Raw genomic sequence first — 12,608 nt, 5'->3', positions numbered from 1 at the left:
CTGGCGCGAGATTTCGACAGAACAGCAAGTTATGATCAATAGCCTGTCCAGCCGGTTCCTCATAACTGCTGCTCCAAAAGCTCTCGGCAAAGACTCGCAATGATCGTTCTTCGAATTTTGCAAAGTCCGCGTTCTGCGCATTTCTGTAGTTCGGGCAACGCGCGGCATCGGCCAAAGTGGGCTCGATGCGGCCATTCTCCGCGGCTTGCATGTTTGGCAGGTCCAGCCCAATCCGGACACTTAATCCAAGACTTTGCAATTCCGACTTGCGGACAAAACTGACCTTGGCGTCTACACCTTCGCTGACGCAGGATCCACCGCACTGGCAGCAACAGCTCTTCCCTTCAACAGGGAAAATCGCCAAAGCGGCCGTTCCACAACGGGCTTTGGAGCTCCTTGATCGCTCTTTGACCAGACGGCGCTCTGGCATGGAAACGAAGGGACTTGGCTCAGCGCATAACCAAAGCTAGAGAATAGGCGTCAGGATCATGAAATTGGGCTTCTTCGCGCAAGTAGGGCGAAGACAGGCAACATTGTTACGATCCAGACCACGCTATAAATTGCGGATGGTATGGCATATTCGCTTAACCCATTGGTGTTAGGCAACAGCAAAGTGGCAATTGCGATTCCCAAAGCTCCGTTTTGAACGCCGGTCTCAATTGAAATCGTCTTCGCCTCGATGTCTGTGCATCCGAGCATCCCTGAACTCATGATGCCAATAAACGTGAGTGACGCACCTACAACAAAAAGTGCGGGTCCAAGCCTAAGGTAGTTATCCGCGACCACCACCCAGTTTGAAATGATCGCGCCTCCGATGACCATCGCAAAAAGTAGCATAGAGACCTTGCTAAAGACTGGTTCGACCGCGGCTACAATCCGCGGCGCCAATGACCGCGCGGTCACCCCGACTAGGATTGGAGAAGCTGTTAAAAAAAACATCGCTAAAGCCGTCGAAGAGATGTCGATAGCGGGCGCAGTTGCCCCCATGAACATCTGCATCGAAAACCCCAGGATAAGCGGTACGGTAACGACACAAGTCAGACTGAAGACTGCTGTAAGAGTAACGGACAAAGCAACATCCCAATTCGAAAGCTTGGTTACGATGTTACTGATCGCCCCGCCCGGACAGGCCGCTAAAATCATAATGCCAACGGCTGTCTCGGCGGAAATCCCAAAGATAAAGGTCACTATCAAAGCGATGCAAGGCAGCAAAATGATCTGGTTGAGAGCCCCGACGCAAAAGGCCCGTGGACGTCGTCCGATGCGTTGAAAGTCAGCCGCTGTGAGTCCGAGGCCAAGGCAGAACATGATGACAACAACTGCGAGCGGCAGCAGCACAGATATAAAAATTTCGCCCATCTACCATGACCTCTATGACTGCATGCTTCCGCACGCTTTCGGACGATACCGCTCAGAAAACCTGATGACGAGTTTTATCAGTTTGGCGCATTGATCCTCAAGCGCCCGAAGATCGAGGCTGTCTCTATTTATTATACCTATCACAGGGTTGGACGATCTGGTGTGAAAGAGCTTTCCAGTGCTAATCTCACTGTATGGCAAGTGTAACTTACGCATTCGCCCGCGCGATGGCCAACGCCGCCGGGATGACGCTGAACGACGATGGCGCCCTGATTTCGAATGGCGCTGTCGTGCTGCGTTTGCCAGAAGCTCAAGACGGCCAATTGGCGGATGATGCGTATTTCGATTTGATAGATTGGATTCGTGCGCAACAAGCGGACGAGGCCGCGTTGGTTGAGGCCTATGCAAACGCGATTGCGACCGATGATCTCGGCGTACTTGGCCTGGCCGTTAAGACAGCTCCGACCTTGCGGCAATCATTGCAACGGATCGAGCGCTATTTTCGTCTCGTCACGGACACCGCAGTTTACAGACTTGATGAAACCAGCGATCCGGTCCTTTGGATTTTTGAGGGACAAACATCACATCGCGCTGCCTTGGAGCTGCGCAACGAATGCGCGCTTGCGGCCTTTGCGAGGAACATGCATCGGTTTGTGGGTGATGGGTTGTCGCTCGCATATGTCTCGTTTCAGCATCCATGCAGACAAGAACCAGAGCGTTACGCCGAATATTTCGGGTGCCCGGTTCGATTTGGGAGCGCCCACAACGCCATTGCTATGCGCCCTGCTATGCTGGAAAGCGAAAATCGTCTTGGCGATCCGGGGTTGTCAGATTTCATGACGAAGCACCTGGATGAGGAGTTCAACTCTCGCGATGACGACACCTCACTGAGCCAAGCAATTGTCCACCGGCTTACACCGGCCCTGAGTAACGGCGCGCCGCAAGCAGCGCATGTCGCACAAGAGATGGGAATGAGCGAGCGCACGCTTTACCGCAGGTTGGCCGAGGAAGGGCTGACCTATCGCGACGTTCTTGGTCAGGCACAAGTTGCACTTGCTCGTGACCTGCTCCGTGACGGTAAGGCTTCCATAGCCGAGATCGCCTTTATGACCGGGTTTTCGGAACAGAGCACGTTCAGCCGCGCCTTCAAGCGCTGGGTTGGCCAGGCTCCGGCACGATTCAGGCAGCAAGCGACCTCCGACTAGGCACACACCTCAAGACCACATGGCAGGTTCGGCCAAAACCTTGGCAGGGCGGGCCGATACCTCAATCGATGTGGTGCATAGCTTCTTCTTTGTCAGATCCACCTGGGGCGCCGCCGAGTAAAGCAAACCCATTTGCCCCTCTCAGACAAAGGAAATTTGCAATGAGCAATCATGACCACAAACATGGAGCAAGCTGCGCTTGCGACGTCACGCCCGAACGCGTTGATATGGCGCGCCGGCGACTCTTGCAACAAGCCGCCGGTGCGGCCGCGGCAGGTACAACAATAGTGGCTGGCGGGCAGGCCCTTGCCGCGACCGGCGAAGCACGCGCCTACTATGCTGACCCGGAAAATCCAGGCCTTCCCCAAATCGACATGACCATCGAGCCGGGGCGTACTGCGCTTGTGGTGACCGACCCCCAGATTGATTTTTTGTCAGAGGACGGTGTGACGTGGGGCGTCGTTGGCGAAAGCGTGACCGAACAGGGCACGGTCGACAATATCGAACGGCTTTTCATTGCCGCCAAGGCTGCGGGGATGCCGGTCTTCATCTCGCCCCACTATTACTACCCACATGACCACAAGTGGGAGTTCGAGGGCACTCTGGAAGCGACGATGCACAGCATCGGCATGTTTGACCGCCTGGGACCGCTCAATTTGGACAACTTCGAGGGCTCAGGTGCCGACTGGATGCCGCAATACAAGAAGTACATCGAGGATGGCGAAACCATCATTTGCTCGCCACACAAGGTTTACAGCCCTGCTCAGAATGACCTGAACCTGCAATTGCGTAAACGCAAGATCGACAAGGTGATCCTCGCGGGGATGTCGGCGAACCTGTGTACGCAGGCGCATCTCTACGAGCTGCTGGAGCTGGGCTACGAAGTCGCTGTCGTTCGCGATGCCACAGCCGGGGCCAAGGTGCCTGAAGGTGACGGGTATCTCGCCGCCATCATCAACTTCCGCATGGTCGCCAACGGCGTCTGGTGGACCGACGACGCGGTTGAGCGCATTGGCCAATCGGCCTGACCCAAATCGATCTTCAAATTTGAACCTAGCATCCTGAAAGGACATATCATGACACGCATCTTTACATTTCCCGCGCTTACAACAGCGTTGACTCTCGCCCTGGCGGCGGCGGCATTGGCTGACGATGAATACAACGTTTCGAACAGTCTTACCTTGACTGGGCAGCCCCTCGGCATGCATGGCGTCGATCCTGTATCGATGTTTGAAGCCGAAATACCCGAAATGGGCAACGCCACTTTTACATCGGCCCATGATGGAGTGGACTACTATTTTGCGTCGCAGGCAGCGAAAGCCACATTCGAGGCGGATCCGACGGCACATCTGCCTCAATTCGGCGGGTTCTGCGCCTTTGGCGTCTATGTAGGCAAGAAGCTTGATGGCGATGTTCGGTATGCCGATATCGTGGACGACAAGCTCTATCTCTTTGTGAATGAGGAAATCTTCAAGAAGTACCTTGAGGACAAAGAGACCGTGATCCAAAGCGCCCATGCCAAGTGGGCAGACATCCACCACACGCCTGTCGGCAGCCTTTGATCGAGGAATTTGGTGGCTTTTGCCGGTCGGAGCCACCGCTGCCTCTCCCCTCCCCAAAAGGCCGGCATTTCTCCAAGACACCCTGTCCGCAATGACAATTCGCGTGTGTCGAAAACTCTTCCCAAAGGAAACCAGACATGACTGATTTTGAGACATATACAATCGCCTCAGCCCCTGATGCCGCGAAACCAATTCTGGAAGCATCGCTGAAAGGATATGGTTTTGTACCCAACCTTTATGCGGCCATGGCCGAAGCGCCCGCAATTTTGGAAGGCTATACGACACTTTCCAGCATCTTTGGAAAGACCAGCCTGTCAGAGACTGAGCGCCAGATCATCCTTATGACTAACAACCGGTTGAACGGGTGCAAGTACTGCATGGCCGCCCATACCACTCTTTCACAGATGGCCGGTGTCCCCGAAGACGTGATCGCAGCGTTACGCGATGGCAGCCCTATCGCCGACCCCAAATTGGAAGCGCTGCGCAAATTCGCCATCGTGATCAACGAAAGCCGAGGCTGGCCCAGCGACGCACAGGTCGAGGCGTTTCTGACGGCTGGTTACACACGCCGATCTATGCTGGAAGTCATCCTCGGCACAGCGTTGAAAACCCTGTCGAACTATACGAACCATGTGGCGGAAACCGCGTTGGATGATGCCTTTGTGCCAAATGCATGGATCGCCTCGGTCGCGGCAGTGGCTGAATAGCGGACCAAACCAGACATTCTCCAATCGAGGCGAATGTCTGGTTCAGTTTTTGCGTTGAGTATACGCTATTCGATCAGTCGTGCTGCGACGTATCCCACCAATGCGCATCCATGAACTGCGGGATCGCCTGCGTTTTACCGCTCAGTTTCCCGACGGTGCCTTCAGTCAACTCAAGCGCCATCCATGCCTCGGGTGCCGTCAACAGATCGGGGTAAGGCGTAGGCTTGTCGGTTGGGACAAACCCGTAGCGGGGATAGAAGGTCGGGACACCCAACACGAACACGGCGTCAGCCCCAATAGACTTTAGGTGCCCGATGCTGGTCTCCATCAATTCTTTCCCGACACCTGTACCCTGATGGTGTGGTGACACGCCGCACGGGGCCAGAAGGTAGCATTTGGTGTCGCGGTGGTCCGTAAAGACAAATGGCGTGAACAGCACGTTGCCCGCTAGTTTCCCCTCTCGTTCAACACTGATCGAGATTGTGTCTGGATTGTCGAGAAAGGCTTTGGCAAGCTGTGCAATCGCCTCTCCCTCAGCTTCTCCATCCGCTTGACCAAAGGCCTGTCGGTGGATGCCCAGAATGGCGTTGATGTCTGTTTGTTTCATAGTGTTCTCCTATCGTTGATTCATTTGGGCTCGTACGGATTTGATCCCCAGCGCAGACGCGCGATAGGGGGCACCGTTTTTCGAGCGGATCAGGCGCTTTTTAAGAAGGCGCTGAAAGATATTGAGGGTGCAGTCAGACAACACATGACCGCTGCGCGTATAGCAGGTGACATCATGTACTTTGCCGTTCGGCTGGTGTTCAAATTGGATGGACCCGCCAAGGGCGAGTTCATGCAAAACACGTTGCTCGTGCTTTGAGATGTTCATTGGGATGTCTCGATTTTACGAAAGTACAGAAACAGGGCACTCAGCGTTGCGCTTGAGTGTGCCTATCAATGTTGGTGTTCCTGAATTTGTTTCGCCAGGAACGGGCGTTAGGCCCGGGACTCTTTCATAAAATCTCCATAATGCGAGGCGCTACGCCTCAGACGAGACGGTCAAATAGGCATTCAAACGAGTCGCGTCAATATGGACGGCGGCCTTTTTTGGGGAGGCGGCGTGTTTCAATGCAGTCTTTCGCCGCGACACGCGTTTGTGGGAGGAATGGGCTCGTTCCAGTCGTTCGCTGTGTGGTGTGTGATTGACTGCATTGTGTAGAAAGCGGTAATTTGACCGCCGTTCGGTCCATCGCAAAGTCATTTCACAGTATCACATTAAACTGATCCGCAATTTGCACCCCTAGTCTCATCTGCTCTTCAGGTTCCGTGTTACAATACTCATACTGGCGTGGGACACACAACTTCGATCAGAGATGGCCCGTCGCTGGAGAGACCGGCAGAGAGCGCCTTCGCAAAGCTGTCCATGTCATCTGCGCGTGTCCCCGGAACACCATGGCCCTTCGCCAGAGATACCCAGTCCAGTGTCGGGTTATCCACGTCAAACATAGCTTGAGCATTCTGACCATAGCTCGCCACACCGACATTTGTGAGTTCATCGCGCAGGATTTGATAACCGCGGTTCGCAAACACAACGATTGTCACGTCCAGATTTTCGCGGGCCATAGTCCACAATGATTGAAGAGTATACATGGCGGACCCGTCGCCGGTTAGTGCGATGACTTTTCGGTCGGGGCAGGCGATAGCCGCACCCGTCGCACAAGGCAAACACAACCCAATCGCGCCGCCGGTGCCTGCGAGTAGGTCATGCGGTCGAGCGGTGGCTGTCGGTGGAATGACGTGAAACCCGGACGTCACGGACTCATTACAGATGGTCGCGTTTTCCGGGATCAGTGCTGCCAACGCCAAACCAACTTTTTCGAGGGTCAACTGCCCGCTGGGAATGTCCGGCAGATCGAGCGGATGGGTTTCTGCCACCGTTTTGCTTGTGACCCCGACCGCGTCGGCGAGCGCTCGCAGCGTCCACTCGATATCATCTGTGGGCGTACATAAGTCGGTAATGGGGCAATACGGAGGTTCGGGTACGCTTGGTTTCCCGGGATAAGCAAAAAAGGCGACTGGCCTGTCTGTGCCAAGCAGAGTGATCGAAGACGTTGCATCAAGCTGAGCGATCTTGGGCGATATCGGATAGACCAGTTGATCTAGCTTTGCTGTTCCTGCGCCTTTGGAAATGCGCGGTATCAGAGTATCGGCCAACAACCGGCACCCCGTCGCGGCAGCAATTTGTCCCGCTAGTTCACGCTGTGGTCCAAACAGGGCTGATCCGCCAATCATCAGCGCGGCGTTCGGCGTTACAAGACGGGCTGCCGCGGCCTCTATCTCGCCTATTGACGGTCGATGGAGTCTTTCTCTGTTGTCCAAACGGTTTGCCGCTGCGTTCGCTTCGTTCCAAGCTGTGTCGGCAGGCAGGACAAGGGTCGCGATCTGGCCGTTTTGCGCGCGGGCTGCTTGAACCCCTGCCGCTCCATCCCTAGCTACGTCGGTGGCATTAGACGATACTCGCGTCCACTGACTGACCGCTTGGCTGACACCGAGGATGTCTCCCTTCAAAGGGCTTTCGTAGCGCAGATGTTGCGTTGCATGATCGCCCACGATGTTAACGATCCCGGACCCTGCTTTTCTGGCATTGTGCAGATTAGCAAATGCGTTGCCAAAGCCTGGTGCAAGATGCAGCAGCGTGCCCGCAACATCACGTTTCATGCGAAAATATCCGTCCGCCGCCCCTGTCGTTCCTCCTTCGAACAGGCAAAGAACGCAATTCATCTCCGGGTGTTCATCCAAGGCAGCGACAAAGTGCATTTCAGAGGTGCCGGGATTTGCGAAGACTGTATCCACGCCATTGTTCAAAAGGGTTTTTACGAGTGATTGAGCGCCGTTCATTTTAACCCTAGCCTGATTTCAAGCGATCATTTGATGACAATGCTCGCACGAAAAGACCTTCTTTCTGAACATATTTTCCTCTCGACACTACACTTTACGACGCATGGCACCGCAACCGCTCGCGACGTGGAGCAGTCACCGGACTTAAGACCGTGCCTTTTGGCGGGGCCAAAACTTAGAGCGAAAGCAGTCAAACACTTGGTGAGATAGACACCGCGCGAGCACGCCCGCTTTGGGCTCTCCCGGCACATTCGCCGCGAGATCCATGAACGACGGCTTCGGGAAGGAGCGCCTTTCGCGGCGTGGCGCACGAACTGGCAAGATGCGGCCAAAGCAGACTTTCAGTCGAATAAATTGAAAGTCTGCTTCTCGGTCGCGGCACATGCTTTAACTGAGGTGATGCACTTCTTGCATGCCGTAGACCGGCGTTGGTACACCCTCCATTCGGGCCTTTATTTGCAGCGAAAGGAATTGTGAATAATGTCGGGACTGATGCAGGTTACCACCATGCATCCAGAGGTTTGGAAGCTGTGTCGGCTTCCACATATTGCGTTGCTCGCCTTCCCAAGGCCCCGGGTCCTTGGTTGTGTCAGAGCCCAGACCCCAACACTTCCCAAGCCGATCCGCCATGTCCTGACCCATCAGGTCAGCAACCCAGCCGTTCATCGAATTATACCCGGTCGCATAGACCACCAGATCAGCATCCAGATGCGTTCCGTCATCAAGGATAACTCCGGTTTCATCAAGCGCAGTGACCTGACCGCGTTTCAGCTTGATCTCACCATCAATGATCAACTGGCTGGCCCCAATGTCGATGTAATAGCCTGATCCGCGGCGCAGGTATTTCATGAACAGCCCGCTGTCGTCGTCGCCCCAATCCAGCCAGAACCCGGCCTTTTCCAACCCATCATAGAACTCTTTGTCCTGTTCTTTCATCGCGGCATAGGCCGGAATCTGGAATTCGTGCAGAATGCGATAGGGCAGCGATGCAAAAATCAGATCGGCCTTTTCGGTTGTCATACCAGAACGCACCGCACGTTCAGAATAGAGATCGCCCAGTCCGATTTCCATGAGGGTGTCCGAGCGGACGATATGTGTTGATGACCGCTGCACCATTGTTACATCGGCATCGTTTTCCCAAAGCGCCGCGCAGATGTCGTGGGCCGAGTTGTTGGACCCCACCACAACGACCTTCTTACCGGCCCATTTGTCGGGACCTTCATGTTCCGAGGAATGCACCTGCTCGCCTTTGAAAACATCCATACCCGGAAAATCAGGCATGCGTTTCTTGCCGGACATCCCGGTCGCCATGATCAAATGCTTGGGCCGCAGTACAACCTCTTCGCCGTCCCGGTCCACCGTGATGGTCCACTCGCCCTTGTCTTCATCAAACGTGGCGGATTTGGCCGTCGTTCGCGTCCAATAGTTCAGCTCCATCACCTTGGTGTACATCTCAAGCCAGTCACCGATCTTGTCCTTGGGCGAGAAGACGGGCCAGTTTTCCGGGAACTTGATGTAAGGCAGATGGTCATACCAGACCGGATCATGCAGGCAGAGGGATTTGTAGCGATTGCGCCAACTGTCGCCAGGCCGGTCATTCCGTTCAACGATGATTGTCGGGACGCCGAGCTGTCGCAGCCGCGCGCCCATGGCGATCCCACCCTGACCACCGCCGATGATGACGCAGTAGGGCTGTGTTTTGTAACCCAGTTCAGCCTCTTCTTGGGCCCGTTCTTCCGCCCATGTGGTCCTGTGTTTACCCGCACCATGCTTGGCCCCAAGTGGGCGGTTGAACCCTTTGGGCTCTTCATGACCTTTCAGCTCGACCATCGTGGTCAGCAAGGTCCATATCTTGCCATCCTTGAGGCGGATTAACCCAAAGCCGCGTGCCACTTCGGTTTCGAACTTGATCCATGCGGTGGTTATTCCGCCATCTTCAGTGGGCACTTCACTTTCAGCTATTTTCCAACCGCTCGGCTTTGTTGTGGCCAACTGGTGCGCGAGCATATCTGCCACCTGCGCCTTGCCTTCGACCGTTTTGATATTCCAGGTAAAGCTGACCAGATCGCGCCAATAGCAATCGTCCTGGAACATATCGCAGGCGGCATCGATATCGCCTTGGGATAAAGCCGCACCGAAGTCATCCAGGAACCCCTGCACCTGATCCGAGAGTGTTGTGTCGAGCATGTCATCCTCCCTATCTCCACGGAGCAAAAGGCTGACAAATCCGCGTCCCTTCGGGCAAGTCGATTTGGCGGCTCAACGCTTGACTTCGGCCAAAAAACCCAAGACTTGTTGCGCGCGCAACAAGGGCGCAACACGAAGGCATGTGCGTTTATGCAGGTGGAATAAGCCCGGCCTTTCGCACACGGCGCAGGATTGTCGACCGGTTCACGCCAAGGCGTCGCGCCACTTGAGACATATTCCAATCGCAAGCACGCAGCAGTGCTTCCAGATCATCTGAGTCCAGCTTTTGCGCAGGGGCGAGCGCCGGGGCTGGCAAATCCGTCAAGTCGATGATGTTGTCCTGACACAGGGCGACCGCGCTGTGCAGCAGATGTTCCAGTTCACGAATATTGCCGCTCCATAGTCGTGATTTCAGATCGGCGCGCGCGACTGTCGACAGGTGAATATCATGGCTTGCAAACCGTCGAAGCAGGCGATCAATTAGCCAATCCAGATCCGCTCGGTGGCGCAAAGGCGGCAGAGAAAATGTGGCCCCCGCAATCCGGTGCAGCAGATCTTCACGCAGACCGCCCTGCAATCCCGCCGGGGGCTGCCGACATGAGGCAATGATCCTCAGATCAGCCCGCCGCTCAAGCACTGCTAAAAGAGAGGCCTGTGCAGGCTCGCTCAGGTCTTCAACACCGCGCAGGTACAGCGTGCCGGGGTCGATGGTTTGGCAGAAATCGAATGTCTCGGTATCGCAGCAGATCACTGTGTGGAAATCCTGTCTCGCAGGATCGGCCATGTGGATCGCACGCGCCAGTTTGGTCTTGCCCGTGCCGCTTTCACCAGTCAGCAAAAGCGGCAGGCTGGTCGGTGCAAGACGTGCAGCATTGTTCAAAAGCTGCTGAAGGTCCGCATCCGGCCCAGCAAAACTGCCAAGGGCTCCGGGCAGAACCTGTTCTCGCTTGCGCAGGGCCGCTGTCATCTGCGACGTCTGTGGCGCAACGGCATGACCATAGAGCGCGCGCCCGTCCTTGAGGCGCAATACCCGGTCTTCTGAGGGCCTGCCGCGCATGAATTCGGGCATGTCATCAACACTGATTTCAAGCCAGTCCTGCAATTGCGACCCGATCAGGTGGCCCGAACCGTCCGGGTCCAGTGCGCGTCGGGCCCCCGAGGTCATACCAATGATCTTGCCGCTTCCGTCCACTGCAACCGCCGCTTCAGGATCGACCTCAAGAAATTCGGGGCTAGCTGAAAAGCGCAGGACCCAATCGCGCCTGGTCGATGCCATCAGGTTTGCCATCTCGACGCGACGGGCGGAATTCGTCACCAATGTCATGGCCAGATTCTGCGACGCCTTAGGCGAAGGGCCACGCAACAACGAAACATCCAGAACAGCCGCAAGACCACCTTTGGTATCGAAAATAGGCGCTGCCGTACAAGACAGCGGCGTATGCGTGATCGAAAAATGATCCCCCTGATGGATCGTCACCGGCTGACCTGTAACGATGCACGACCCTACCCCGTTCGTTCCTGCCAACTCTTCCGTCCACTTGAATCCCAGATGAAGACCGGCAGTTCTGAGTTCGTCCTCAAAGTTCCGGTCGCCAAAGAAATCGACGCAGACGCCATCCGCATCGGCAAGCAGCAGGACGTAGTTCTGCCCTGCAACCTGCGCAAACAAAGATTGCAGCCCCGAGCGCGCTGTTGTGATCAGACGTTCCGATTGCTCCAGATGTTCACGGAATTTGGTGTCAGGCAGGATATGCGCGGGTTCCTGCCGTGAGGGATCCATACCATAGGTTTCAACGCAGCGCTGCCAGCTGTCCGCGACAAGCCGGTCTCTCCCTGTATCGAACCCGCTTAAGACACGGTCAATCTCTTTTGTGTGCTGGCGATCCAACAGCTTCCCGCCCTACAAATCCTCTCTAAAATTAGCATGAGGATGGCTTCGCGCCTATGTTCAAATTTCGTCTGGCAAACGTATTGGCGCTTTGCTTCGTCAAGCTGACCTTCGTTGAACGCGCAGCATTGAGCCCTTTCGGACTCTCCTGGCACCTTCGCCGCGATCTGCGCCAAGGGCCGGTCTGATAAGGATCGACGTTCGCTGCACGCGGCATGAACTGATAAGACGCGGACAAACCTGCCCTTCGATGCTGCTCCATCAATTTCCGTTTTCGGTGTGCGGTAGCGTCGTCGATGCTGTATCCAGCTCGACACTCAAACTTGCGGCCAAATCGAAAAACTGTCGTCGCACGGTCTCGGCGTAAGGATTGGCCTTCTCAATCGCTTCGAATACTTCTGGCGCATCGTGTTGAACCATGGAAATCGCTTCAGATAACAAGTCAAAGCTTTTCGTTGTCATGCGCGTTGGCAGCGGTCCCATTCTCAGTAGCACTTTGGCAATGAGGTGCGTGAGTCCCTGGACAACTGCTGCTTCTTGGTCGTGATCTTCTGGTGTTGTCATGATGACGGTCAGTCCGAGCGCTTTGCGTAAAAACGCAGCCAGCCTTGTATGCCGGTTTCCCTGAATGGGGCAGACCGCGATCTTTAGACCCTCAATACCTGTCGCGGCACTTTGAGGACCAAACAAGGGGTGGGTTGCGACGATGTCTACATGGTTCGGCATCAGCCGCCGCATGATTTCTGCGGGAATTACTTTAACTGAGCCAACATCGACAATCAGCGCGCCGGGTTTACAAGCAACCGCGATCTCTCTG

12 protein-coding genes are annotated in these 12,608 nt (G+C 55.4%); 4 read left to right on the top strand and 8 right to left on the bottom strand.

The window, feature by feature from the left end:
• Positions 1–430: hypothetical protein (locus tag ACR0AH_RS20940; protein WP_480593631.1), on the bottom strand; the 430-nt coding region annotated here is incomplete at its 3' end.
• Between the two features lie 56 nt (positions 431–486).
• On the bottom strand, positions 487–1,359 hold the full coding sequence (locus ACR0AH_RS20935) for a bile acid:sodium symporter family protein (protein ID WP_171208666.1): 873 nt from the start codon (positions 1,357–1,359) through the stop codon (positions 487–489).
• Between the two features lie 194 nt (positions 1,360–1,553).
• On the opposite strand from ACR0AH_RS20935, the gene ACR0AH_RS20930 reads away from it, so the two are divergent.
• The 4 genes from ACR0AH_RS20930 (at position 1,554) to ACR0AH_RS20915 (ending at position 4,833) form a co-directional block, all read left to right on the top strand.
• Positions 1,554–2,564: an AraC family transcriptional regulator gene (locus tag ACR0AH_RS20930; protein ID WP_171728210.1), complete on the top strand. Its 1,011-nt coding sequence runs from the start codon at positions 1,554–1,556 to the stop codon at positions 2,562–2,564.
• Between the two features lie 161 nt (positions 2,565–2,725).
• Positions 2,726–3,592, top strand: a complete 867-nt coding sequence (locus tag ACR0AH_RS20925; RefSeq protein ID WP_171208668.1) for a cysteine hydrolase family protein — start codon at positions 2,726–2,728, stop codon at positions 3,590–3,592.
• A gap of 48 nt (positions 3,593–3,640) precedes the next feature.
• Complete coding sequence (locus ACR0AH_RS20920; protein ID WP_480593629.1) at positions 3,641–4,126, top strand: YHS domain-containing (seleno)protein; 486 nt, start codon at positions 3,641–3,643, stop codon at positions 4,124–4,126.
• A gap of 137 nt (positions 4,127–4,263) precedes the next feature.
• Complete coding sequence (locus ACR0AH_RS20915) at positions 4,264–4,833, top strand: carboxymuconolactone decarboxylase family protein (protein ID WP_142639617.1); 570 nt, start codon at positions 4,264–4,266, stop codon at positions 4,831–4,833.
• 73 nt (positions 4,834–4,906) lie between these two features.
• Here the strand turns inward: ACR0AH_RS20915 and ACR0AH_RS20910 are convergent, their stop codons facing one another.
• From ACR0AH_RS20910 to ACR0AH_RS20885, 6 genes are all read right to left on the bottom strand, one after another.
• Complete coding sequence (locus ACR0AH_RS20910) at positions 4,907–5,440, bottom strand: GNAT family N-acetyltransferase (RefSeq protein WP_480593627.1); 534 nt, start codon at positions 5,438–5,440, stop codon at positions 4,907–4,909.
• Between the two features lie 9 nt (positions 5,441–5,449).
• The gene (locus ACR0AH_RS20905) at positions 5,450–5,707 is read right to left on the bottom strand and encodes a YjhX family toxin (protein WP_171728211.1); all 258 of its coding nucleotides are present in this window, start codon (positions 5,705–5,707) and stop codon (positions 5,450–5,452) included.
• A gap of 449 nt (positions 5,708–6,156) precedes the next feature.
• On the bottom strand, positions 6,157–7,716 hold the full coding sequence (locus ACR0AH_RS20900) for an acetolactate synthase large subunit (protein WP_480593625.1): 1,560 nt from the start codon (positions 7,714–7,716) through the stop codon (positions 6,157–6,159).
• A gap of 387 nt (positions 7,717–8,103) precedes the next feature.
• The gene (locus tag ACR0AH_RS20895) at positions 8,104–9,903 is read right to left on the bottom strand and encodes an NAD(P)/FAD-dependent oxidoreductase (protein ID WP_170790466.1); all 1,800 of its coding nucleotides are present in this window, start codon (positions 9,901–9,903) and stop codon (positions 8,104–8,106) included.
• Positions 9,904–10,051: 148 nt separating this feature from the next.
• A complete protein-coding gene (locus ACR0AH_RS20890) occupies positions 10,052–11,794 on the bottom strand; it encodes a sigma-54-dependent Fis family transcriptional regulator (RefSeq protein WP_170790512.1) in 1,743 nt (580 codons plus the stop codon).
• A 258-nt stretch (positions 11,795–12,052) separates the two neighbouring features.
• On the bottom strand, positions 12,053–12,608 hold a 556-nt coding region (locus ACR0AH_RS20885; protein WP_480593623.1), incomplete at its 5' end, for a prephenate dehydrogenase/arogenate dehydrogenase family protein.

The sequence above is a fragment of the Ruegeria sp. AM5 genome, from assembly GCF_056540645.1.
This window is presented reverse-complemented; position numbering and strand designations above follow the sequence as displayed.